We start from the raw sequence: 24,609 nt of genomic DNA, 5'->3' as shown, positions 1-24,609 counted from the left end.
CTCACCACGGGCCTTGCCGGACGCCCTCGACGGAGGGGTGCGCTACCGCGCCGACCCGCCGTGTGGAGGAACCCACATCCACGGGGAATGTCAGGCCGACCTGTCATGTCCCCGTTCGCCAGTCATGGAGTTTTGACGTGTCCCAGGCTCAGGTGAGCGACGAAGACATCTTCAACGGCCACGAGCGCGGAAAGCTCTCGGTGGCCGCCACCCGCCCCATCAGCCAGGCGCGTGATCTGTCCATCGCCTACACCCCCGGTGTGGCGAAGGTCAGTCGTGCCATCGCCGACGACGCCGCGCTGGCCGCGCGTTACACGTGGGCCGACCGCCTCGTCGCCGTGGTGAGCGACGGCACGGCGGTACTCGGTCTCGGCGACATCGGGGCGAAGGCGTCGTTGCCGGTCATGGAGGGCAAGGCGGTGCTCTTCAAGACGTTCGCCGGACTCGACTCCATCCCGCTCGTACTCGACACCACCGACGTCGACGAGATCGTCGAGACGCTGGTGCGACTGAGGCCGTCGTTCGGCGCCGTGAACCTGGAGGACATCTCGGCGCCGCGCTGCTTCGAGTTGGAGGCCAAGCTGGTCGAGGCGCTCGACTGCCCGGTGATGCACGACGACCAGCACGGCACGGCGATCGTGGTGCTGGCCGCTCTGCGTGGCGCCAGCCGGGTGCTCGGTCGTGAGATGAGGAATCAGCGCGTGGTCATCTCCGGGGCCGGTGCGGCCGGGGTGGCGTGTGCCAAGATCCTGCGGGCGGCGGGCGTCGGCGACATCACGGTGCTGGACTCGAAGGGCATCGTGCACAGCGGCAGGGACGACCTCAACCCCGTCAAGGCGGAACTCGCGACGTTCACCAACTCCCTGAAGCTGCGGGGTGGGCTCGCCGAGGCGTTGAAGGGTGCGGACGTCTTCATCGGGCTGTCGAGTTCCACAGTGCCCGGTGAGCTGCTCGCCACCATGGCACCCGATCCGATCGTCTTCGCGCTGTCCAATCCGGACCCCGAGGTGCACCCGGACGTCGCGGCCTCCTACGCGGCGGTGGTCGCCACGGGCCGCAGCGACTTCCCCAACCAGATCAACAACGTGTTGGCGTTCCCAGGGGTGTTCAAGGGGGCGCTCGACGCGGGTGCCACGGCGATCACGGAGAACATGAAGCTCGCGGCGGCCGACGCGATCGCGTCCGTGGCCGCGGATTCGCTGGCCGTCGACCGGATCGTGCCGAGTCCGCTGGACGAGCGGGTCGCTCCCCAGGTGGCCGACGCGGTCGCGAAGGCCGCCGAGTCGGACGGCGTCGCCTCGGCGATCTCGCGTTGACGAGGGGCGGGCATCCGGCTGAGGTCACCGGATGCCCGCCTCCTGTTCGGAGTCACACGTTACGGGAACCGGTTGTGTTGCGATGTCCTCTCAGTAAGCAAGGACATTGCTTGGAGAGAAGGAGAACGATGTCGGTAGGCCCTTCCGGTCCCGGCTATCCGCAGGAGTCGCAGCAACCCAGCATGCAGCCGATGCCGCCCGCGCCGATGGCCTCGGCGCCGCTGCCCGCCAGCCCGACGGCTGGGGAGATCCACTCGATGGGTCGGGAGCGGCCCGGAACGCTCACGGCCGCGGCGGTGATCGCGTTCGTGCTGTCCGGTTTCGAGATCCTGGGTGGGCTGCTCTGGGTCCTCGGCGGTTCGGTGGTCGACGACCTCGAAAAAACCTGGAACCTGGGTACGGACCTCGGAACCATCATCATGCTCCTGGGGCTGGCGTCGCTGCTGGTAGGCGGCGCCTGCATCTGGGGCGGCGTCATGACGTTGAAGTGCAAGACGCCCGTGCTGTTCGCCGCGGCCGGCGTCGACATTGTGCTCAACGTCGTGTCGTGGATCGTCGTGGAAGGCAGGGGCGGTGCCCTGGGCATCGTGCTCAGCGCCGTGATCCTGCTCCTGCTGGCTCTCCCCGCGAGCCGCAAGTTCTAGTCCGTCAAATCTTCTAGTCCGTCGAACCGTCCTCCGTCAGTCGACGGAGGACCTCGACGATCCGATGTCGGGGCAGGTCGATGAGCCGCAGGTCCGCCAGTTCGGCGGGCGCCTCGGGCCAGACGTTGCCGAGGCGGGCGTGCGCGCGGGCCCACACCGAACTCGCGGACGGAGAGCCCTCGGGGGCCTCGACCCGCTCCGCGATCACCACGGCGTGTTTGTTGTCCGGGGTGCTGCGCAGCAGCCGCAGTCGGTACTTGCACGCCACGAGTTCGATCAACGCGGCCTGGGAAGCGGCGTCGGCGAGGTCCGGGTGGGAGTTGGGGACCAGGGCCGCCACGCGTTCGGCGTTCGTGGCCAGCAACACCCGCGGCAACCACGGACCGGGATCGCCGGACAGGTCCAGGGCCACGGCGGTTCCCGGCTCGGCGGTGATCGGTTTCGTCCAGTCCGGACCCGCCGTGGTGACCTTCCTTCCGCCCTCTCCCGCCAAAGTCACCAGGGCGTCAAGGGTCTTCCGGGACGCGGTGGTGGTGCCCTCGGCCTCCACGGAGCGGGGCCCGTGGGTGTAGATGGCCTGGGTGCCTTTGGCCTTCTTCCGGGCTCGCGGAGTGGGATGGCAGACGTAGAGATCCGCGGTACTGCCGATGGCCTGCGCACCGTGGTAGCGGTGGAAGTCCGGCACGATCGCCTCGAACGTCAGTCCCAGGTTCAGCAGTGCCTTCTGAGTCTGGTGGCCCAGCGTGGGATGGCGGCGGCTGTAGCCGTAGGCCAGCACGACGCGGCCGCTCGTGGGGTCGGCGAGACACTCGACGGCCCGAGACGCGAACAACGCCATGCCCTCCGGGGTGTACGGCGGGTCGCTGAACACGATGTCCGCGGTGCCCGCCACGGCGCGGGGCAGCCCGAATCGCAGGTCCGCGTGGACGGTGCGGATCGTGCCCCGACCGCGGCGGTCGATGTGTTCCAACACGCGGTCGTCGACGTCCACCACGGCGAGGTCGGCGTCGGCGCGCAGCTCCCGGACCGCCAGCGAGGTCAGGTCGTGGTCCCCGACGAAGACGATCCTCACCTGCCCGAGGTCGTAGTGCTCGTCCAACCACAGGGCCCGGCGCAGCACGGTGTCGGCGGTCGCCTGGACGTGGTCGAGCGCGGGCAGCGGCGGTGGCACGTCGGCGAGGTGCGCCTCGATCACCTCCGCGAGGTCCCGTGGCGGAGTCGTCGGTCGTCCGACGTGGTCGAGCCACTTCCGTTCGGTGCCCGGACGCAGTCGTAGCGAGGCGCGGTCGCGTTCGACGTCCTCGCCGAGTTCGGTGAGCAGCTCTTCCACTGAGCGTCGGGGCAGTCCGGTGTCGCGCACGAGATCCTCGAAGCGCGTCCAACCTTCCGCAAGGAGGGTGACGGCCATCCGATGCTGTCGTGCGAACACACCGAGATCCACGACAGCGAGCCTAGAGCCGGGGGCGGGCGAGTCCATCGGCAGGTGCTAAAGCCGGATTTAGTGGGGTATGTCACACGACAGTGGCCGTGCGGGGCGCACGGACGCGTCCGAAGTAAGAGATTGGTCCTACTTTCGGGTCGGACCAACAGGGTGGTTTTGCCGCTTTTCGCGGCCGCTCGAACCCGACGGTTACCCCCTGGGGCCGGGTAAGGCAAGAGGTACCCGTCGAAAGGTTTCGGGCTTACGTTTTCCGCCAACGTTCACCGGAACGTGTAGGAGGAAACGTGCGAGGTCACCGAAAGTTCGGCGGTAGATCCCTTGCCGGTGCCGGAATCACCGCGGGGGTCGCCGCTTTGACCGTGTGGGGAGCGGCCCTCCCCGTCTCCGCCCAGGAAGGGACGATCCTGGGAGCCGACGCAGAAGGCGCCATCGCCGACAGCTACATCGTCGTGTTGAAGGACGGAGCGACGGTCTCCGACGTCGCCGATCGGCACGGCGCTCAGGTGGAACACGTCTACGACAGCGCGCTCAACGGTTTCTCGGCGACGATGAGCGAAACCATGGCCAAGCGGGCGGCGGCCGACCCCCGTGTCGCCTACGTGGAGCAGAACCGCGTCTTCCACGCCACGGCCGACCAGGAGAACCCGCCGTCGTGGGGCCTCGACCGGATCGACCAGCGGAGTCTGCCGCTCGACGACACCTACAGCTACTCCACCACGGCGTCGAACGTCGACGTCTACGTCATCGACACGGGCATTCGGATCTCGCACGAGGACTTCGAGGGCAGGGCTCGCCACGGGTACGACTTCGTCGACAACGACGGCAACGCCGACGATTGCAACGGCCACGGCACCCACGTGGCGGGCACGATCGGTGGCCGCTCCTACGGCGTCGCCAAGGGTGTCGAGCTGATCGGCGTGCGGGTGCTCAACTGCTCGGGTTCCGGCTCCTACGACGGCGTGATCGCCGGTATCGACTGGGTGACCGAGAACGCCTCCGGTCCGTCCGTGGCGAACATGAGCCTGGGCGGGGGCGTGTCCACCGCGGTGGACGACGCGGTGCGCCGCTCGATCGCCGCGGGCGTGACCTACGCGGTGGCGGCGGGCAACGACTACGGCGCCAACGCCTGCAACACCTCGCCCGCGAGGACGGAGGAGGCCATTACCGTCGGTTCCACCACGAGCACGGACGCGCGGTCGAGCTTCTCCAACGTGGGTAGCTGCCTCGACATCTTCGCGCCGGGCAGCAACATCACGTCCGCGTGGATCGGCAGCGACTCCGACTACAACACCATCAGCGGGACCTCGATGGCCACGCCGCACGTGGCGGGCGCGGCGGCGCTGTACCTGGCCGACCACCCCTCGGCCACCCCGCAGCAGGTGCGGGACGCCTTGGTGGCCAACGGCACGAGCGGGGCCGTCGGCAATCCGGGCAGCGGCTCGCCCAACGTGTTGCTGTACACGGGAAGCGACGGCACCACCCCGGAGCCCGAGCCCGAACCCGAACCCACCGAGTGCGCCCCGGTCACGAACGCCTCCGGCGTGGCGATTCTCGACGGCCGCACCGTGACCAGCTCCGTGACCGTCGCGGGCTGCGACCGAGCCGCCTCCGCCACCACCACGGTGGAGGTGGACATTCGGCACACCTTCCGCGGTGACCTGAGGATCGACCTGGTGACTCCCGACGGCACCACCCACCGGCTGAAGAATTCCGGCTGGGACTCCGGGGACGACGTGAGGGAGACCTACACGGTCGACGCGTCGGGCTCCCCGGCCGACGGCACCTGGCAGCTTCGGGTGACCGACGTCTACTACGGCGACACCGGCTACCTCAACAGCTGGACGCTGACCCCGTGATCGGGGACTGACACCCTTCGTCGAGAAGCGGCCCGCCCGCACCGGTGCGTAACCGTGCGGGCGGGCTTTTCGTGTGTCCACTGTCGCGGGACCCGCGTTGACGATGACTTACCCCCCTAGGGTATAAAGGGCGGTGTCGGCGGCGCCGAAACCGGACTCGGGGATACGGGTACGGGGTAACCTCGAACGGCGGTGTCGACGAGGCGAGGAGTCCGAATGCGGGGATACACGGAAGACAAGGACGCGTACCTCAGGCGGCTGCGCCGGATCGAGGGCCAGATCCGTGGGCTGCAACGCATGGTGGAGAACGACGAGTACTGCATCGACGTGCTCACGCAGATCGCGGCGGCGACCAAGGCGTTGCAGGCCGTGTCCCTCGGGCTGCTGGACGAGCACCTGCGGCACTGTGTCGCCCAGGCGATCGCCGAGGGTGGCGAGGTGGCGGACGCGAAGGTGAAGGAAGCCAGCGACGCCATCGCGCGGTTGGTGCGTTCCTGACGTTCGAACCCGTTTCCCCCTGCCCGTAGTACGACCACGAAAGGAACGACGACATGGTCGAGCAGACCTACACCGTGACCGGCATGACCTGCGGCCACTGCGCCAGCTCGGTGAGCGAGGAGGTACGTGAGATCGCGGGTGTCACCGACGTCGCGGTGGACCTGCCCACGGGCAAGGTGACGGTCACCAGCGAGCGCGAACTCGCTATCGAGGACGTCCGCAAGGCCGTGGAAGAAGCGGGGTACACGTTGAGCGCCTGATCACGGGCGCGGAGACGAGCACGACATGAACACAGCGGTCAAGCTCTCCGCCTACGGTGCGTCGCTGGCCCTGGTCGCCCTGGGTGGCTGGGGTGTCGGCGCGGCTGTCGGTCCCCTCACCGAGGAAGCCGGGGTGCGCGGTGGCGAGGACGCCGCGCACGGGGACGTCCACGGCGGCACCGTCGCGGGGGCGACTCGGCAGCTGCCCGAGGGACTGGCGTCGTCGCGGGGCGGTTACACCCTCACACCCACCGACACGACGCTCGCCTCCGGGGAGGAGAACACCTTCACCTTCCGGATCACGGGGCCGGACGGCGAGGCGGTGACGCGGTTCGACGTCGAACACACCAAGCGAATGCACCTGGTGCTGGTGCGCCGCGACGCGAGCCACTTCCAGCACGTCCATCCGGTGATGGGAGACGACGGCACGTGGAGCGTGCCGATCACGATCGACCAGCCGGGCAGCTACCGCGCGTTCGCGGACTTCACCCCCGCCGGGGGAGAGCCGATGACGCTGGGAGTGGACCTGGCCGTACCGGGCGACTTCCGGCCGGTACGGCACGAACCCTCCCGGATCGCGCACGTCGACGGCTACGAGGTACGGCTCGTCGGCGACCTGGCGCCCGGACGAACCTCACCGGTCACCGTGAGCGTCAGCAAGGACGATCGTCCCGTCACCGACCTCGAACCGTACCTGGGAGCGGCCGGTCACCTCGTCGCGCTGCGGACGGGGGACCTCGCGTACCTGCACGTCCACCCGGACGGTTCCGGGGAGGCGGGAGCGGGGGACGTCAAGTTCGCCGTCGAGGTGCCCTCCGCGGGTACCTACCGGTTGTTCCTCGACTTCCGACACGGGGGCACCGTCCACACGGCCGAGTTCACGGTGACCACCCACGGCGCACCCCACGGACACTGAGCCGCCGTTCGATCTGGAGGAGTGGACTTTGAGTTCCGACGTCGCAGCGAGCGATGTCACGGCCACCCGCGACATCGAGCTCGCGATCGGGGGCATGACGTGCGCGTCGTGCGCCAACCGTGTCGAACGCAAGCTCAACAAACTCGACGGCGTCACGGCGACCGTCAACTACGCCACGGAGAAGGCGAAGGTCACCTTTCCCGTGGAGCTGGACCCGGCCGAGCTGATCAGCACGGTCGAGGCCGCGGGATACACCGCCGAGCTGCCTCGTCCCCCGGAGCCACCGCGGGAGGAGACCGACGGTGACGAGACCGACCGGGACGAGGCGGCCGCCCGGTCGCTCCGGCAGCGGTTGATCGGCGCCGTCGTGCTCTCGGTGCCGGTGGTGCTGCTGGCGATGGTCCCGGCGTTGCAGTTCGAGTACTGGCAGTGGATCTCGCTGACCCTGGCCGCTCCCGTGGTGACGTGGGCGGCGTGGCCGTTCCATCGGGCCACGTGGACGAATCTGCGTCACGGCACGGCCACGATGGACACGCTGGTGTCGATGGGCACGCTTGCCGCGTTCGCCTGGTCGCTGTACGCGTTGCTGTTCGGCAGCGCGGGCGTGCCCGGAATGACCCATCCGTTCGAACTGACCGTCGAGCGCACGAGCGGGGACGGCAACATCTACTTCGAGGTCGCCGCGGGCGTGACCACGTTCATCCTGGCTGGACGCTACTTCGAGGCCCGGTCGAAGCGGCGGGCCGGGGCGGCGCTGCGGTCACTGCTGGAACTGGGCGCCAAGGAGGTCGCCGTCCTGCGCGACGGCACCGAACACCGGATTCCGGTGGAGCGGCTCGCCGTCGGCGACCGCTTTGTCGTCCGGCCGGGGGAGAAGATCGCCACCGACGGCGTGGTGGAGGAAGGTACCTCGGCGGTCGACGCGAGCATGCTCACCGGTGAGTCGGTTCCCGTGGAGGTCGGGCCCGGCGACACCGTCGTCGGCGCGACGGTGAACTCCGGGGGCCGCCTGGTGGTGCGGGCCACGCGCGTGGGTTCCGAGACGCAGTTGGCGCAGATGGCCAAGCTGGTGGAGGACGCGCAGACCGGCAAGGCCGCCGTGCAACGCCTGGCGGACCGCGTCTCCGGGGTGTTCGTGCCGATCGTGATCGCGCTGGCCGTGGGCACGCTCGCGTTCTGGCTCGGCGCCGGGGCCTCGACCTCGGCGGCGTTCACCGCGGCCGTCGCGGTGCTGATCATCGCCTGCCCGTGCGCGTTGGGGCTGGCCACGCCCACCGCTCTGCTCGTGGGCACCGGGCGCGGCGCTCAGCTCGGCATCCTGATCAAGGGCCCCGAGGTTCTCGAATCGACGCGGCGGGTCGACACGGTCGTGCTGGACAAGACCGGGACCGTCACCACCGGCGCGATGACGCTGGTCGACGTCCACGTCGCCGAGGGCGAGGACGCCGACGAGGTGCTGCGACTCGCCGGTGCCCTGGAGAACGCCTCCGAACACCCCGTCGCCCGTGCCGTCGCTCGGGGAGCGGCCGAGCGCGTCGGTTCCCTCGCCACGCCGGAAAGTTTCACCAACGTCGAGGGGCTCGGGGTGCGAGGCGTCGTGGCCGGCCGGGCCGTGCTGGTCGGGCGTGCCGCCCTGCTGGCCGAGTGGAGCCACTCCCTGCCGCCGAAGCTGGAGGCGGCGAAGGCGGAGGCCGAGCGCGCGGGCCGCACCGCCGTCGTCGTGGGTTGGGACGGCAGGGCCAGGGCGGTGCTCGTGGTGGCCGACGAGGTCAAGCCCACGTCGGCGGAGGCGGTCGCTCAGCTGCGGGCCCTCGGCCTGAGGCCCGTGCTGCTGACCGGCGACAACGAGGCCGTGGCCAAGGCGGTCGCCGCGGAGGTCGGCATCGACGACGTGATCGCCGAGGTGCTGCCGAAGGACAAGCTGGAGGTCGTCAAGCGGCTGCAGTCCGAGGGCAGGGTGGTCGCGATGGTCGGTGACGGGGTCAACGACGCCGCCGCGCTCGCCCAGGCCGATCTCGGGCTGGCCATGGGAACCGGGACGGACGTGGCCATCGAGGCCGGCGACCTCACCCTCGTCCGAGGCGACCTTCGCGTCGCCGCCGACGCCATCCGGCTCTCCCGCCGCACCCTGGCCACCATCAAGGGCAACCTGTTCTGGGCCTTCGCCTACAACGTCGCGGCGCTGCCGCTGGCGGCTGCGGGCCTGCTCAACCCGATGCTCGCCGGTGCCGCGATGGCATTCAGCTCGGTGTTCGTCGTCAGCAACAGCCTGCGACTGCGGGGCTTCCGGAGCATCGTCACGCCCGTCGCGACCGGCGAGGTCCCCGCGAAGCCGGTGAACACCCCCGTCGCTGCCTGAGCGTCCCGCTCGCGGGAGGCAACCCTCGACTCCCGAGTCCCGGAAACGCCGATGGCGGCGGCACCGTGAGGTACCGCCGCCATCGAGTCGTGGTTTCGAGGTTTACTCGAACGCCTTGGCGATGAGGGCCTTCTGCTCGACCTCGTGCACCTTGGACGAGCCCGCCGACGGCGCCGCCATCGGCCTGCGCGCCACCACGTCGAGGTTCGAGAACACCTCGGGCAGCTTGCGCGGGAGGTTCAGACCGAAGAACGGCCAGGCACCCTGGTTCTCCGGTTCCTCCTGCACCCAGACGATCTTGGCGTTCTTGTTGTAGCGCTCCATCTCGGCGACGAGCTTCTTCTTCGGCAGCGGGTAGTACTGCTCGACGCGCACGATGGCGACGTCGTTCGCCTCGCGCTTGCGACGCTCGGCCACCAGCTCCCAGTAGAGCTTGCCGGAGGTGAGCAGCACCTTGCGGGCCTTGGCCGGGTCGACCTCCTGCTCACCGATGACCGACAGGAACTTCGAGTCGCCGATGAAGTCCTCCACCGCCGAGGTCGCCGCCTTGTTGCGCAGCATCGACTTCGGGGTGAAGACGATCAGCGGGCGGTTCACGCCGTCGAGGGCGTGCCTGCGCAGCAGGTGGAAGTAGTTCGCCGGGGTCGACGGCACCGCCACCGTCATCGAGTGCTCCGCGCAGAGCTGGAGGAACCGCTCGATGCGGCCGGAGGTGTGGTCGGGACCCTGGCCCTCGTGGCCGTGCGGCAGCAACAGCACGACGTCGGAGAGCTGCCCCCACTTGGCCTCACCGGACGAGATGTACTCGTCGATGACGGTCTGGGCGCCGTTGACGAAGTCGCCGAACTGCGCCTCCCACATCACCAGCGCCTCGGAGTTGGCCACCGAGTAGCCGTACTCGAAGCCGACGGCCGCGTACTCGGACAGCGCCGAGTCGTAGATCATCACGCGGCCCTGGTCCTCGGACAGGTGCTGCAGCGGCGCGTACTCCTCGCCCGTCTTGCGGTCGATGAGCACCGAGTGCCGCTGGGTGAACGTGCCGCGCCGGGAGTCCTGGCCGGACAGGCGGACGAGCCGACCTTCCAGCGCCAGCGACCCGAACGCGAGCAGCTCGCCGAACGCCCAGTCGATGTTGCCCTCGCGGGACATCTTCTTGCGCCGCTCCAGGACCGGCTTGACGCGCGGGTGCGGGGTGAAGCCCTCGGGCAGCGTGACGAACGCGTCGCCGATGCGCTCGATGACGTCGCGGGTCACCGCGGTCGGCACCTGAGCCGGGATCTGCTGGTGCTGTTCCACCGACGGGCTCGGCGCGATGGGGTGCTTCTCCAGCTCCCTGACCTCGTTGAACACGTGTTCCAACTGGCTGGAGAAGTCGCGCAGCGCGGCCTCGGCCTCCTCCATGGAGATGTCGCCGCGACCGATCAGCGCCTCGGTGTAGGTCTTCCGGACGCTGCGCTTGGCGTCGATGATGTCGTACATGGCGGGCTGCGTCATCGACGGGTCGTCGCCCTCGTTGTGGCCACGCCTGCGGTAGCAGATCATGTCGATGACGACGTCCTTGTTGAACGCCTGGCGGTAGTCCACGGCCAGCCGGGCGACCCAGTACGCAGCCTCGGGGTCGTCACCGTTGACGTGGAAGATCGGCGCACCGATCATCTTCGCCACGTCGGTGGCGTACTGCGACGAGCGTGCGTGCTCGGGCGCGGTGGTGAAGCCCACCTGGTTGTTGATGATGATGTGGACGGTGCCGCCGGTGCGGTAGCCGCGCAGCAGCGCGAGGTTCAGCGTCTCGGCCACCACGCCCTGGCCCGCGAACGCGGCGTCACCGTGCAGCAGCACCGGCAGCACGCTGAAGCCGCCCGTCTCGCGGTCGCCCTTGTCGAGCAGGTCCTGCTTGGCGCGGACGATGCCCTCCAGCACCGGGTCGACGGTCTCCAGGTGAGACGGGTTCGCGGTCAGCGACACCTTGGTCTCACCGTCGCCGAACATGCGGAAGTACTTGCCTTCAGCGCCGAGGTGGTACTTCACGTCGCCGGAGCCGTGCGCCTGACCGGGGTCGAGGTTGCCCTCGAACTCGCGGAAGATCTGCGAGATCGGCTTGCCGACGATGTTGGCCAGCACGTTCAGCCTGCCGCGGTGCGGCATGCCGATGACGACTTCGTCGAGCTGGTGTTCGGCGGCCTTGTCCAGCACCGTGTCGAGCAGCGGGATCACGGTCTCGCCGCCCTCCAGCGAGAACCGCTTCTGCCCGACGTACTTGGTCTGCAGGAACGTCTCGAACGCCTCGGCGGCGTTGAGCTTGCTCAGGATGTACTTCTGGACCGAGGGGCTCGGCTTCTCGTGCGGAACCTCCACCCGTTCCTGGATCCAGCGGCGCTCGTCGGGGTCGAGGATGTGCGTGTACTCCACGCCCACCGTGCGGCAGTAGGAGTCGCGCAGCACGCCGAGCACGTCGCGCAGCTTCATGCGCTCCTTGCCGGCGAACCCGCCGACCGCGAACTCGCGGTCGAGGTCCCACAGCGTGAGGCCGTGCGACAGGATGTCGAGGTCCTCGTGCCGACGCTGCCGGTAGTTGAGCGGGTCGGTGTCGGCCATCAGGTGGCCGCGCGTCCGGTAGGCGTCGATGAGTTCGAGCACGCGGGCGGTCTTGTCGATCTCGCCCTCGGGGATGTCCTCGACCCAGCGCACCGGTTCGTACGGCAGCCGCAGCGACGTGAAGATGTCGTCGTAGAAGCCGTCCTCACCGAGCAGCAGCTCGTGGATGCGCTTGAGGAACTCGCCGGACTCCGCGCCCTGGATGATGCGGTGGTCGTAGGTCGAGGTCAGCGTCATGATCTTGCTGACGCCGAGCTTGACCAGGGTCTGCTCGCTGGTGCCCTCGAAGTGCGCGGGGTACTGCATCGCGCCGACGCCGATGATGGCACCCTGGCCGGACTGCAGGCGGGGCACCGAGTGGTTGGTGCCGATGCCGCCGGGGTTGGTCAGCGAGATCGTGGTGCCCGCGAAGTCGTCGGCGGTGAGCTTGTTGTTGCGGGCCTTCTTGACCATCTCCTCGTAGGCCTGCCAGAACTGCAGGAACGTCATGTTCTCGCAGTTCTTGATGGAGGCCACGACGAGGGAGCGCTGCCCGTCCTTGCCCTTCATGTCGATGGCCAGGCCGAGGTTGACGTGCTCCGGCGTCACGACATGCGGCTTGCCGTCGATCACGGCGTAGTGCCGGTTCATGTTCGGGAAGTCGCGCAGCGCACGGATCATCGCGTAGCCGATGAGGTGCGTGTACGAGACCTTGCCACCGCGGGTGCGCTTCAGGTGGTTGTTGATGACGATGCGGTTGTCCGCCATCAGCTTGGCGGGCACCGCGCGCACGCTGGTGGCGGTGGGGACGCTCAGCGAGGCGTCCATGTTCTTGGCGATGGCCGCGGCGGCCCCGCGCAGGGGCTTGCGCTCGGGCTCGGTGGTGGTCTTGGGCGGAGCCGTCCGCGTGGTGGCGGCGGAGGACTGCTTCGGCTCCGGCTTCGGCGCCGCCTTGGGGGCGGGGGCCTTGGGAGCCGAGGTGGCTCCGGCAGCCGGCTCGGGCTTCTTCGGCGCCGGCTTGGGAGTGGTCTGCGTTGTCGACTGGCCGTTCGCGGACGACTTCGGCTCTGCGTCTGCGGCGTCCGGCTTTGCCTGTGCACTCTGGGTGGGTTTGAAGTCGGCAAAGAACTCATGCCAGGCGGCGTCGACTGAGGAAGGATCGGCGAGGAACTGGTCGTACATTTCCTCGACGAGCCACTCGTTGGGGCCGAACTGTGACGCAGGGCTGCTGCTGGACACGGCTAGGACTCGCCTCTATCCGTCTCGATCTTGGTTTGGTGAATTCGCGCCTACCAGGCTAACCCCCTGGTTTCGCCGGGCGTCACCGAACTCGCCCATGACGTAGGGGGAAGAGCGCCCTGACCGGACTGTATCGATAAGGTGAATGTTGTCACAACAACCTGTTGTCGTTCTCGCCCGTCGGCAGAGTGAGGACTCTATCGTTCTCCGGGACCGCGCCTCGCGCTGTCCGGAACGCCGTTACCCGGCGGTTCGCGGAGGCCGACGACTCGGGCGTTTTCGAGGCAAGTCCTCGAAGGTCCACCGGATGGTCGTGCTCGCGAATCGAACCCGGTGACGGCTCGGTTTCGGAGGTGCCGCCTTCCTACTCCGAGTGCCGCCACATCCGCGCGTAGTACCCGTTCGCCGCGAGCAGCTCCTCGTGGGTGCCCTGCTCCACGATGCGGCCGTGATCGAGCACCACGATCACGTCGGCCCGCGCGGCCGTGGCCAGTCGGTGGGCGACCACGAACGTGGTACGTGCCGAGGCGAGGCGGTCGGTGGCCCGGAGCACGGCCGCCTCGGTGGCCGGGTCGAGCGCCGCCGTGGCCTCGTCGAGCAGCAGGACGTCCGGGTCCACCAGCTCCGCCCTGGCCAGGGCCACGAGCTGCCGCTGTCCCGCCGAGAGCGCCCGGCCGCGTTCGCCGACCTGCTGCCGGAAACCGTTCGGCAGTGCGGCGATGGCGGGCAGCGCCCCCACGGCCCTCACCGCGGCCTCCACCTCGGCGTCGCTCGCGTCGGGACGGCCGTAGCGCACGTTGTCGGCCACCGTGCCGGAGAACAGGTGCGACTCCTGCGGCACCACGCCGACCCGCCCGCGAAGCTGTTCGGGGTCGTAGTCGCGGACGTCCACGCCGTCGAGACACACCCGGCCGTCCGTGACGTCGTAGAACCGCGCGACGAGCTTGACCACCGTGGACTTGCCCGCGCCCGTCGCGCCCACGAGCGCCACCGTGGTGCCCGCGGGCACGTGGAGGTTGACGTCCCGTAGCGCGGGCTTCTCCGCGTGCGGGTAGTGGAACTCGACGTCCTTGAGCTCCACCTCGCCCCGGAGTCGGGGCGGCACCGGGACCGGGTTCTCCGGAGGGGGCACCGACGTGGGGGTGCGCAGGAGGTCGCCGATGCGCCGCAACCCCACCTTGGCCTGCTGGTAGCCGTCGAACACGCTCGACAACTGCTGCACGGGCGAGAAGAACAGCCCCAGGTACAGCAGGAACGCCATGAGCACCCCGACGGCGAGGGTTCCCTCGGCCACGCGGTTCGCCCCGGCCACCAGCACGACGGCCTCCGCGACGCCCGAGAGCAGGGTGATGAACGGGAAGTACGTCGCGACGTAGCGCTGCGCGCGCAGCCGGGACCGCCGGTAGGCGTCGCTGCGCGAGGCGAACTGCTTCGCCGAGTGCTGCTCGCGGGTGTAGGCCTGCGCCACGCGCAGCCCGGAGACGTTCTCCTGCATGTCGGCGTTGACCGCGCTCACCCGTTCCCTGGCCTCGGAGTAGGCGGCCGAGGCGCGGCGGCGGAACAACACGGTCGCCACCACGAGCACCGGCAACACGGCGAACGCGAACAGCGCCAGGCTCGCGTCGGTCACCACCAGTGCCGCGCTGATCCCCACCAGCGTCAGCACGCTCACCACCGCGGTCGCGAGGCCGGTCTGCAGGAACGTCGACAGCGCGTCGACGTCGGTGGTCATTCTCGTCATGATCCGGCCCGCGAGCTCGCGTTCGTAGTAGTCGAGACCGAGGCGTTGCAGGTGGGCGTAGCTGCGTACCCGAAGCAGGTAGAGCACCGACTCGCCGGTACGAGCGGTGAGTCGGGTCTGTGCGTAGACGGCCAGCCAGTCCGCCGCGATCACCACGATCCCGGCGATCGCGGCCCACCAGACGGCGGACTCCACTCCCTGCCGGACACCGTCGTCCACACCGCGTTCGTACAACGCGGGGACGGCGACGGCGGCGAGCGCGTCGACGGCCACGAGGGCGACCACGGCGGCCAGCAGCGCGCGCACCGGCCGCAGCAGTCCGCGCAGCCGGAAGTGCGGGTCGGGCGCGGTGGGGTTCTCGCCGCCCAGCCGAGGTTCCCCGGTGGCCTCGGGCAGGCGGCGCACCCGCTCCAGCAGCTCGGGGGTGGGCGGGAGATCGAGGGAGGCGCGGGAACCCGGCCCGCCGGCCGTCGTCCTGCTCGCCGAGGTCACCGGGCTCGGGCTGTCGTCCTCGGTCACCTCCGGCCAGAGCCGGGGGGTGATGCCGGTCTCGTCCGGCACCAGGTCGTCGTGCCGGTGGATCTCCTCGACGTCGTCGCCGGGTCCGGAGACGAGGTCACGGAACAGTTCGCACCGCCGCCACAGCTCGTCGTGGGTGCCCACGTCGACCACCCGGCCGCCGTCGAGGACCGCGATCCGGTCGGCGAGCGCGAGCGTGGAGCGCCGATGCGCGATGAGGATGGTGGTCCGCGACTTCGTCACGCTGCGGAGCGTGTCGTGGATCGCGGCCTCGGTCACGGTGTCCACGGCCGACGTCGCGTCGTCGAGCACGAGCACCCTCGGGTCGGTCAGCAGCGCGCGGGCGAGGCCGAGCCGTTGGCGCTGTCCGCCCGAGAGTGTGAGTCCGCGCTCACCGACCAGGGTGTCGTAGCCGTCGGGCAGCGCGCGGATGAACTCGTGGGCCTCGGCGGCCTTGGCGGCGGCCACGATCTCGTCGTCGGTGGCGTCCGGCCTGCCGTAGGCGATGTTCTCGCGCACCGACGTCGAGAACAGGAACGCCTCCTCGAACACCACCCCGACGGTGTTCCGCAGGTCGGCCAGGGAGAACTCGCGCACGTCCACGTCGCCGATCCGGACGCTGCCCACGTGGGGGTCGTAGAACCGGGGCAGCAGCAGCGAGATCGTCGACTTCCCCGAGCCGGCGGTGCCCACGAGCGCGAGGGTCTCTCCGGGACGGGCGTGCAGGGACAACCCGTCGAGGACCGGTTCGGTGCGGGTGTATCCGAACCGCACGTTCTCGAAGCGCACCTCCAGGGGACCGTCGGGCACCGGTTTCGGATGTGGCGGGTCGACGACCTCGGGCTGGGCGTCGACGAGTTCGTTCACGCGCTCGACCCCGGCGCGGGTGAGCTGGGCCTGGACGACGAGGCTGGCGAGCATGCGCGCGGGGCCCACCAGTGCCGAGACGTACGTGGCGAAGGCCAGGAACGTGCCGAGACTGATCTCGCCGTGCAGCGCGAGGACGCCCCCGACCCCGAGTACGGCCACCTGTCCCGCGGCGGGGAGCGCCGAGGTGGTCGCCGTCGGGACTGCCGCGAGCCGAGCGGCACGCAGCCGTTCGGCGTAGAGCCTGCGGGCTCGGCCGGACAGTGTGGTGACCTCCCGCTCGGACTGTCCGAACCCCTTGACCACCCGCACACCCGTGACGGTCTCCTCGACCTGCTGGGCGATGTCGGCGGCGCGTTGCTGCGCCGACCACGTGGCCGGAAACAGGCGTTTGCGGCTCACCGCCACCACCACGCCCACGGCGGGGGCCACGACCAGCGCGATGAGGGTGAGCACCGGGGACATCCACAGCATCGCGCCGAGGGCGAGCAGGGCGAAGACCACCGATCCCGCCGACAACGGGACCTGCATCAGGAACCCGGTGACCAGTTGCAGGTCGGTGATGGCCCGCGACACGATCTGACCGGTCTTCATCGAGTCCTGTTTGCCGCCGTCGAGGCGGGACACGGACGCGAACACGTCCCGGCGCAGGTCGTGCTGCACGTCGAGGGCGAGCCTGCCTCCGAGGTAACGCCGGGCGAACGCGGTGCCGAACGCGAGCAGGTGCAGGCCCACCAGTGCCGCGGCCAACCCGGCGAGGTGCGAGGTGTCACCCGCGACCGCGTCGTCCACGGCCGCACGCACGAGCAGGGGAGTGGCGGCCTGTAGCCCCACCCCCACGACGGCCGCCGACAGTGCCAGCACGACGAGCACCGGGTGCCGCCAGCACGCGGAGGCCAGCCGTCGAATCCATCCGGAGGAACGACGAGAGGGGCCGTGAGTGGGTGTCGATGCCGATGTTGTGCTCTCCACTCACGACCCCTCTTCGTGACGCCGCCTCAGGTGATGTCGCGGTTCTGGTTGGCCGCCCAACCGATCCCGAAGAACAGCATGGTCCATGCGAAGAAGATCAGGGCGGAGGCCCACCACGAGAACGCGCCCGGCGCTCCCGCGAAGAACTGCATACCCCACCGCAGCGCCTCGTCGATCTGGTCGAGCTGCTCGGCCATCGACGAGCCGATCGCGCCGAACGCCTCCGCTCCGATGGAGCCGACGACGCCGTTCAGGGCGCCGTTCGGCAGCACCCCGCCGAGCCAGGTCACCTCGGCGGAGAAGAACGCCACCAGAACGAGGATGTTCTCGATGAGCAGCATCCACACGCACAGGAACACGGTGGGACCGGCGATGCTGTTCCACACCGCGCCGAGCCCGACCCCGAAGAGACTGCCCAGGACACCGGCCAACAGGCCGGCGCCGGCGATGCCGAACCACTGTCCCGCGGAGGGCAGCCCGTCGCTGTCCACGGTGATCACCGTGCCGATGCTGGCCGCGATCACGGCGATGAGGCCGTAGACGAGGCCCCAGACGATGTAGGTGACCATCTTCGCCGACAGCACGGACGCGCGGTTCGGGGCGGTGAGGAACGTGGTGCTGATCGTCTTGCGGGCGTACTCGTTCGCCAGCGCCGTGACCCCGAACAGCACCGCGAAGAAGACCCCGATGTTGATGGCCCGGCCGAGCGAGAGCAGCCCCACGGGCATCTTGTCGACTTCGATGCCGAGCACCATGGCCAGTTCCTGGGCGTCGCTGCTGCCGAGGAAGTCGTTGAAGTCGTTGACGGACGCGCCCCAGCTCAGCGCGAACACCAGGGCCGTGACGAACGCGGGGATGGCCAGTCCCCACCACAGGCCAAGACTGAGCGTCTTACGGAACTCCGCCTTGATCAGGTTGCCTATCACTGCTGCTGACCTCCCCAGCCCTGGTTCGGCTGTGGTTGTTGACCGGGTTGCTGATGGGGCTGCTGGTACTGCGCCTGGGGACCGGACTGCGGCCCCGGCTGCTGGTACTGCATCTGGGGGCCGGACTGCGGTCCGGGCTGCTGGTACTGCGCCTGGGGAACCTGCTGGCCCCAGCCGGGCTGTTGCTGAGGCACGCCCGGAATCGGCGCCCCGCTGTACTGGGGCGAGGTGAGCTGGAAGAACAGCTGCTCCAGATCGGCCTGCTGTTCCTCCATGCCGTACACGGCGATACCGGCCTTCGCGGCGATGTCACCGATCTGCTGCACCGTTGCTCCGGGCACCGCGACGCGGCCGTCCTGGGTGGGTTCGACCTCGTTGAACCCGGCCTCCCGCAACGCGGACACGAGCCCCGTGGCGTCCGCGGGCTGCACGAGCACCCGAGACCGCTGGCTCTTCCGAAGGTTCTCCAGCGGTCCGTAGTACCGCGTCATGCCCGCACTGACGATCACGACCTGGTCGATCGTCTGCTCGACCTCCGACAGCAGGTGACTGGAGACCAGCACCGTACGACCCTGGGCTGCGAACGACCGCAGGAAGTTACGCAGCCAGGCGATGCCTTCCGGGTCGAGCCCGTTGGCGGGCTCGTCGAGCACCAATACCTGCGGGTCCCCCAGCAGGGCGGTGGCCAACGCCAGCCGCTGTCGCATACCCAGGGAGAAGCCGCCCGCCTTGCGGTCGGCGGCGGGAGCGAGACCCACGAGCCCGAGGAGTTCGTCGACGCGCTGGTCGGGCACCCCGATCGCCGCCGCGTACACACGAAGGTGGTCGCGGGCGGTGCGCTTCGGGTGGAAGCTGCCGTTGTCGAGCACCGAACCGACGACGCGGGCCGGGTTGCCCAGTTCGTGGTGCTGTCTGCCGTTGATCGTCGCCGTGCCCGCCGTCGGCTTGACCAGACCGAGAAGCATCCGCAGGGTCGTCGTCTTGCCGGCCCCGTTCGGCCCCAGGAACCCGGTCACACTGCCGGGCTCGACCGTGAAGCTGAGGTTCTGCACCGCCGTGACGGCGCCGAACTGCTTGGTGAGGTTCTGCACCGCGATGCGGCCACTGCCGTCGTGCATGCTAGCCCTCGATTCCTCGTGATCGTGCGTTGGCTCGCGTCATCCTGCCGTACCGGCTCTTTGGACGATCACGGTAGGGGCTCGGTTTCGTTGAGTTCGGGACGCGCCGAAGTTCCCACGGTCCGGTCGAACCGGACGATTCACGAAGATCGTCTCCCCGTGGTGGAAAAGAAACTTGTGTGACTCGCCGCCCCCGAGCGGCGAAGTCGGAAGTTATTGCTTAAGCTTGGTGTTGGCGGCCCGCTCCCGGTGACCCCCAGGCTGGTAGAGCGGGCCGCCCCTTTCACTCTGATCCACTCCCGGCCCTCCCGCCGACCCGTCCCACGATGTGATCGACATCGGCGTGCGGCGACGTTGCCCTCCAGTCGGGTGGAGCTTGCAGGCTGGCCACGGCGAAAGGAGTGCCGTGAAAGCTGTGTGGATGACGGGGTTCGGTGACCCCGAGGTACTGGTTCCGGGGGAGGCGCCGGACCCGAAACCCGCCGAGGGGTAGGCGGTGGTGCGGGTGGCGTACGCCAACATCACGTTCATCGAGACCCAGTACCGGCGAAGCGGTTTCGTCCCCTTTCCGGCCAAGCCGCCGGTCGTACCCGGCAATGGTGTCGGGGGCGTCGTCACCGAGGTTGGCGCCGGGGTGGACCCGGAACTCGTGGGCCGACGTGTCGTCGCCGGTTTGGGTGGTTCGGGCGGCTACGCCGAGCAGGTCGGGGTCGACGCCGCGGCCTTGCTGAGCGTGCCCGACGCCGTGGCGCTCGCCGACGCCGTGGCAGTGTTGGCCGACGGCCGTACCGCTCTGCTCATGTCGGACTCGGCCGGGGTGCGCCGGGGCGAGCGGGTGCTGGTGGAGGCCGCCGGAGGTGGCGTGGGCAGCCTGCTGGTGCAGCTTTCGAGCGCTGCCGGGGCCACGGTGATCGCGGCGGCGGGGGACGGTCGTAAGAGGGAGCTCGCCGTCGATCTCGGTGCCGAGCTGACCGTCGACTACCGCGACCCGAAGTGGGTCGAGAAGGTCCGGGAGCGCGTGGGTGGCGTGGACGTGGTCTTCGACGCCGTCGGAGGCGAGGTGGGCCGGGCCGCGTTCGATCTGCTCGGTGCCGGTGGACGTTTCGTCCCCTTCGGTGCGGCCGGTGGCGCGCTGACGGAGGTGCCCGCCGACCTGGCGGCCGAACGCGATGTCATCGTGGTGTCCGGGTCGGCGTCCCCGGAGCGGCTGCGTGAGTACTCGCGGCAGGCGCTGGAGGAAGTCGCGGCGGGCAGGCTCCGGCCGGTGATCGGCCAACGCTTCCCACTGGAGCGGGCGGCGGACGCGCACCGGGCGATCGAGTCGCGGCGTACCGTGGGCAAGGCCCTGCTGGAGGTGTGGCCCGAGGGGCGGGACTGACGACGCGGGAGACCGGACGTTTGAGTGGTACGACCGTACCGACTATTTCGGACGGGAGTGTCGGGCCGGGCCCGTGCCCCGGCGGGTCGGCGAGGCGTCCGGCCTCCTAGTCCTCCTCGTTGAAGATCGACTCGATCCAGTCGGGCACGGGCAGATCCCGTTCGAGGCACTCGACGGCCAGTCGCAGTGTCCAGTGCAGTGCCGCGAGCACCACGCTGTCCACCTCGTCGGGTGCGGCGTTCGCCAGCGCGATCTCCACTTGGTCGGCGGCGGCCTGGGGGTTGCCGTGCACCTCGGCCAGCAACGTGCGCACGGCCGTGCGCATCGGCGGGGTGGCCTGATCGATCGAGACTTCCTCGCCGGTCTCGTCCAGCACCTGCACCCGCACGGGACGGGCACCGCCGTCGCCCAAACTCGCGATCATGGCGCTGCACGCGCCGAACAACAGGAGAACCAACCCCCTCGTGTCCGGCAGCTCGCCACGCCTGCCGTCGGGACCGACGGCGGCGAGGGCCTCCTCCTCGTCGGCCAGCGCGGCGGCCGTCAAGGCACGCTGCGCCTTGCGCACCAGCGCGTCCTCGTGTTCGTGGTCGTCGGCCCGCACGCGTCCCATCCAACACGACGGCGAGTGTCTTGTGTGCCGCCCGCCAGGGTGATCGTCACTTAGCCGCGTACAAGGCGCCGAGAGCGAGGGAGGTCAACAGGTCGGCGAGTTCGTCGTCGGGCAGGTGGCGACTGTGCGGGGTGGAGTTCATCAGACCGAACACGGCGTGCGCGGCCGACCGGGCTCGGGCGTCGTCCAGATCGGGGACCGCGGCCCGCAACGCCGACACCCACACCTCGACGTACCTGCGCTGGAGTGCCCTGACCTCTTTCCGGTCCGCTTCGGAGAGGTTGGCGAGATTGCGTTCCTGCACCGTGATGAGCGCGGGTTGCGACAGTGCGAAGTCGACGTGGAAGCGCACGAGCCGGGCCAACACCTCCTCGGGTGAACCGCCTTCGTCGACTCGGGTCGTGCCACCGTCGAGCAGATAGCGACTGATCGAGATCAGCATCTCGCCCAGCATGGCGTCCTTGCTTCGGAAGTGCCGGTACAGGGCCGGTCCCGAGATGCCGACGGCCGCGCCGATCTCGTCTATGCCCACGCCGTGGAACCCGCGGTGCGCGAACAGTTCCGCGGCCGCCGCGAGGATCTGGTCGCGACGGGTCTTCTTGTCGCCACGCATGAGTGGGGAATCCGAGGGCACCCCGACACTCTAGCGGCTGCGTTAGCGGTTGTTAACCAAAGGGTGCGACTTCCGATGTGGTCCGGTCGGGTTATGTCGGGTTCGTGCACTTCTTTCGTCACCTCTCCACCTGGTAGAGGTCTGTGCGGTCAAACACTGACGAAAGGGTGCGTCATGGCGGTGCGGGCTCGACGATTACTTTCGGCCCTGGCGGTATTCGTAGTTGCGCTCGCGGGAGGGGCCTTCACGGCGGCTGCCACGCCCGCGGCCGTCAACTACGTCGCTCTCGGAGACTCCTACTCGTCCGGCGTCGGTGCCAAGGACTACGGTGACTCCGGGAATTGTATGCGAAGCGCCAACGCGTATCCGCAGTTGTGGGCGAATTCTCACGACGTGGCGAGTTTCAAGTTCGTCGCCTGCTCCGGTGCGGTGACGTCCGATGTGATCAGTCAGGCGTCGGCGGTGGATTCCAGCACCACGCTCATCACCGTCTCGGTGGGCGGGAACGACGCCGGGTTCGCCGACGTGATGACCGACTGCACGCTCAGCTCGGACAGTGGTTGCGTGGCGCGTGTGGAGGAGGCCAAGGAGTTCGCCAGGACGACGCTGCCGGGGCGCCTCGACAACGTGTACAGCACTCTGAAGAGCCGGGCGCCGAACGCGCAGATCGTGGTCCTCGGATACCCGCGCTTCTACAAGATCGGTGGTTCGTGCAGTGTGGGCCTGAGCGACACCAAGCGCGAGGCGATCAACTCCGGTGCGGACACGCTGGCCGAGGTGACCGCCGAGCGCGCCGCGGCCCACGGCGTGACCTTCGTCGACATGCGACCGTTCTTCGAGGGACACGAGATCTGTGCCGACGGTGAGCGGTGGCTGCACAGCCTCACCTGGCCGGTCGTCGAGTCGTACCACCCCACGGCCAACGGCCAGCGGTACGGCTACCTCGCGGCGCTGGAGAGCATCACGGGCTGACCCGCTCCGCGTTCCTCGTCCGACGGCCGTCGTCCTCCTCGGGGCGGCGGCCGTTCGTCGTCTTCGCGCCCGGTGGAGCCGGTGTCGTTCGCGGCGGCCCTGGACACGGCGGTTAGTCAGCGCTAACATCTCCGCCGTGGTGTTAACGGGTGCTAACTTGGTGGTGTGATGGACACTCCCGCCCTCGTCAGTGCTGTCGACACTCGCAGTGAGTCCTACGCCCGCAACGTCGCCCACCACACGGCACTGGTGGCCGACCTGCGCGAGCGGTTGAGCGTCGTGCGACAGGGTGGTCCGGAGAGAGCGCGGAAGAAACACGTGGAGCGCGGCAAGCTGCTGCCGCGCGACCGGGTGGACGCGCTGCTCGACCCCGGTTCGCCGCTGCTGGAGCTGTCGCCGTTGGCGGCCAACGGGCTCTACGACGACGAGGCCCCCAGCGCGGGCATCATCACGGGCGTGGGCCGCGTGTCCGGCCGCGAGTGCGTCATCGTCGCCAACGACGCCACCGTCAAGGGCGGCACCTACTACCCCATGACGGTGAAGAAGCACCTGCGCGCGCAGGAAGTGGCCCTGCACAACAACCTGCCGTGTGTGTACCTCGTCGACTCGGGCGGCGCGTTCCTCCCGAAGCAGGACGAGGTCTTTCCCGACCGGGAGCACTTCGGCCGCATCTTCTACAACCAGGCGACGATGTCGGCGCGGGGCATCCCGCAGATCGCCGCCGTGCTCGGTTCGTGCACGGCGGGTGGCGCGTACGTCCCCGCGATGAGCGACGAGGCCGTGATCGTCCGGAACCAGGGCACGATCTTCCTGGGCGGGCCGCCGCTGGTGAAGGCCGCCACGGGAGAGGTCGTCACGGCCGAGGAGCTCGGTGGCGGCGACGTGCACGCGCGTTCGTCCGGGGTCACCGACCACCTCGCGGCCGACGACGCCGACGCGTTGCGCATCGTGCGCTCGATCGTCTCCACCCTCGGGCCCCGTCCCCCGCGTCCGTGGGACGTGGCGCCGACCGAGGACCCCGTCGTGGACCCCGACGAACTCTACGGCGTGGTGCCCGCCGATCCCCGCACGCCGTACGACGTGCGCGAGGTCATCGCCCGCATCGTCGACGGCAGCCGGTTCGCCGAGTTCAAGAAGGAGTACGGCGCCACGCTCGTCACCGGGTTCGCGCGCATCCACGGGCACCCGGTGGGCATCGTCGCCAACAACGGCGTGCTGTTCTCGGAGTCGGCGATGAAGGGAGCGCACTTCATCGAGCTCTGCGACCGCCGTTCGGTGCCGCTGGTGTTCCTGCAGAACATCACCGGGTTCATGGTGGGCCGCGATTACGAGGCCGGGGGCATCGCCAAGCACGGAGCCAAGATGGTCACCGCCGTGGCGTGCGCGCGGGTCCCGAAGTTCACGGTGATCATCGGCGGGTCGTTCGGCGCGGGGAACTATTCGATGTGCGGGCGGGCGTACTCGCCCCGGTTCCTCTGGATGTGGCCCAACGCGCGGATCTCGGTGATGGGTGGCGAGCAGGCCGCGTCGGTGCTGGCCACGGTGCGCAGGGACGGCCTGGAGGCGCGAGGTCAGGAGTGGTCGGCCGAGGACGAGGAGGCGTTCAAGGCCCCCATCCGCGAACAGTACGAACGTCAGGGCAACCCGTACTACTCGACGGCCCGGTTGTGGGACGACGGCGTGATCGACCCGAAGGACACGCGCACGGTGCTGGGGTTGGCGTTGTCCGCCGCGGCCAACGCGCCGCTGGAACCGGTGAACTACGGCGTCTTCAGGATGTGAGGGGC

16 protein-coding genes and 1 pseudogene are annotated in these 24,609 nt (G+C 69.3%); 10 read left to right on the top strand and 7 right to left on the bottom strand.

Going from position 1 to position 24,609, the window contains the following annotated elements:
• Positions 1 to 137: 137 nt before the first annotated feature.
• Positions 138 to 1,316 carry an NAD(P)-dependent malic enzyme gene (locus tag SACGLDRAFT_RS16670; RefSeq protein ID WP_005466046.1) on the top strand — a complete coding sequence of 393 codons (1,179 nt, stop codon included), beginning with the start codon at positions 138 to 140 and terminating at the stop codon, positions 1,314 to 1,316.
• 128 nt (positions 1,317 to 1,444) lie between these two features.
• Entirely contained in the window at positions 1,445 to 1,960 is a 516-nt protein-coding gene (locus SACGLDRAFT_RS16665) for a hypothetical protein (protein ID WP_005466045.1), read from the top strand.
• A gap of 13 nt (positions 1,961 to 1,973) precedes the next feature.
• Here SACGLDRAFT_RS16665 and SACGLDRAFT_RS16660 read toward each other — a convergent pair whose 3' ends face one another.
• Complete coding sequence (locus SACGLDRAFT_RS16660; RefSeq protein ID WP_040919205.1) at positions 1,974 to 3,401, bottom strand: bis-aminopropyl spermidine synthase family protein; 1,428 nt, start codon at positions 3,399 to 3,401, stop codon at positions 1,974 to 1,976.
• A 284-nt stretch (positions 3,402 to 3,685) separates the two neighbouring features.
• On the opposite strand from SACGLDRAFT_RS16660, the gene SACGLDRAFT_RS16655 reads away from it, so the two are divergent.
• From SACGLDRAFT_RS16655 to SACGLDRAFT_RS16635, 5 genes are all read left to right on the top strand, one after another.
• A complete protein-coding gene (locus SACGLDRAFT_RS16655) occupies positions 3,686 to 5,257 on the top strand; it encodes a S8 family peptidase (RefSeq protein WP_005466042.1) in 1,572 nt (523 codons plus the stop codon).
• A gap of 216 nt (positions 5,258 to 5,473) precedes the next feature.
• The gene (locus SACGLDRAFT_RS16650) at positions 5,474 to 5,755 is read left to right on the top strand and encodes a metal-sensitive transcriptional regulator (protein ID WP_005466040.1); all 282 of its coding nucleotides are present in this window, start codon (positions 5,474 to 5,476) and stop codon (positions 5,753 to 5,755) included.
• 53 nt (positions 5,756 to 5,808) lie between these two features.
• On the top strand, positions 5,809 to 6,015 hold the full coding sequence (locus tag SACGLDRAFT_RS16645; RefSeq protein WP_005466039.1) for a heavy-metal-associated domain-containing protein: 207 nt from the start codon (positions 5,809 to 5,811) through the stop codon (positions 6,013 to 6,015).
• A 25-nt stretch (positions 6,016 to 6,040) separates the two neighbouring features.
• Entirely contained in the window at positions 6,041 to 6,931 is an 891-nt protein-coding gene (locus SACGLDRAFT_RS16640) for a hypothetical protein (RefSeq protein WP_005466038.1), read from the top strand.
• A 94-nt stretch (positions 6,932 to 7,025) separates the two neighbouring features.
• Positions 7,026 to 9,290: a heavy metal translocating P-type ATPase gene (locus SACGLDRAFT_RS16635; protein WP_408640261.1), complete on the top strand. Its 2,265-nt coding sequence runs from the start codon at positions 7,026 to 7,028 to the stop codon at positions 9,288 to 9,290.
• Positions 9,291 to 9,392: 102 nt separating this feature from the next.
• Here SACGLDRAFT_RS16635 and SACGLDRAFT_RS16630 read toward each other — a convergent pair whose 3' ends face one another.
• The 4 genes from SACGLDRAFT_RS16630 to SACGLDRAFT_RS16615 form a co-directional block, all read right to left on the bottom strand.
• The gene (locus SACGLDRAFT_RS16630) at positions 9,393 to 13,103 is read right to left on the bottom strand and encodes a multifunctional oxoglutarate decarboxylase/oxoglutarate dehydrogenase thiamine pyrophosphate-binding subunit/dihydrolipoyllysine-residue succinyltransferase subunit (RefSeq protein WP_005466035.1); all 3,711 of its coding nucleotides are present in this window, start codon (positions 13,101 to 13,103) and stop codon (positions 9,393 to 9,395) included.
• A 364-nt stretch (positions 13,104 to 13,467) separates the two neighbouring features.
• Positions 13,468 to 17,202 carry an ABC transporter ATP-binding protein gene (locus SACGLDRAFT_RS16625; protein ID WP_005466034.1) on the bottom strand — a complete coding sequence of 1,245 codons (3,735 nt, stop codon included), beginning with the start codon at positions 17,200 to 17,202 and terminating at the stop codon, positions 13,468 to 13,470.
• Between the two features lie 26 nt (positions 17,203 to 17,228).
• Positions 17,229 to 18,125: an ABC-2 transporter permease gene (locus tag SACGLDRAFT_RS16620; RefSeq protein ID WP_040920085.1), complete on the bottom strand. Its 897-nt coding sequence runs from the start codon at positions 18,123 to 18,125 to the stop codon at positions 17,229 to 17,231.
• The gene (locus tag SACGLDRAFT_RS16615; RefSeq protein ID WP_005466032.1) at positions 18,125 to 19,246 is read right to left on the bottom strand and encodes an ABC transporter ATP-binding protein; all 1,122 of its coding nucleotides are present in this window, start codon (positions 19,244 to 19,246) and stop codon (positions 18,125 to 18,127) included. Before SACGLDRAFT_RS16615 ends, SACGLDRAFT_RS16620 begins: the two co-directional genes overlap by 1 nt.
• Positions 19,247 to 19,652: 406 nt before the next feature.
• Here SACGLDRAFT_RS16615 and SACGLDRAFT_RS16610 point away from each other — a divergent pair.
• A pseudogene (locus tag SACGLDRAFT_RS16610) lies at positions 19,653 to 20,624 on the top strand (zinc-binding dehydrogenase).
• A gap of 106 nt (positions 20,625 to 20,730) precedes the next feature.
• On the opposite strand, the gene SACGLDRAFT_RS16605 reads toward SACGLDRAFT_RS16610, so the two are convergent.
• Both SACGLDRAFT_RS16605 and SACGLDRAFT_RS16600 read right to left on the bottom strand, forming a co-directional pair.
• Positions 20,731 to 21,237: a hypothetical protein gene (locus SACGLDRAFT_RS16605; RefSeq protein ID WP_005466029.1), complete on the bottom strand. Its 507-nt coding sequence runs from the start codon at positions 21,235 to 21,237 to the stop codon at positions 20,731 to 20,733.
• Between the two features lie 46 nt (positions 21,238 to 21,283).
• Positions 21,284 to 21,871, bottom strand: coding sequence for an SACE_7040 family transcriptional regulator (locus SACGLDRAFT_RS16600; protein WP_040919202.1), 588 nt, complete (start codon positions 21,869 to 21,871; stop codon positions 21,284 to 21,286).
• A 153-nt stretch (positions 21,872 to 22,024) separates the two neighbouring features.
• Here SACGLDRAFT_RS16600 and SACGLDRAFT_RS16595 point away from each other — a divergent pair, with 153 nt between their 5' ends.
• Both SACGLDRAFT_RS16595 and SACGLDRAFT_RS16590 read left to right on the top strand, forming a co-directional pair.
• Positions 22,025 to 22,822, top strand: coding sequence for an SGNH/GDSL hydrolase family protein (locus SACGLDRAFT_RS16595; RefSeq protein ID WP_005466027.1), 798 nt, complete (start codon positions 22,025 to 22,027; stop codon positions 22,820 to 22,822).
• Between the two features lie 168 nt (positions 22,823 to 22,990).
• Positions 22,991 to 24,604, top strand: coding sequence for a carboxyl transferase domain-containing protein (locus SACGLDRAFT_RS16590; RefSeq protein WP_005466026.1), 1,614 nt, complete (start codon positions 22,991 to 22,993; stop codon positions 24,602 to 24,604).
• Positions 24,605 to 24,609 lie beyond the last annotated feature (5 nt).

The organism is Saccharomonospora glauca K62, assembly GCF_000243395.2.
Lineage (GTDB): Bacteria > Actinomycetota > Actinomycetes > Mycobacteriales > Pseudonocardiaceae > Saccharomonospora > Saccharomonospora glauca.
Note: the sequence above shows the minus strand (reverse complement) of the source record. Positions and strands in the feature narration are given on the sequence as shown.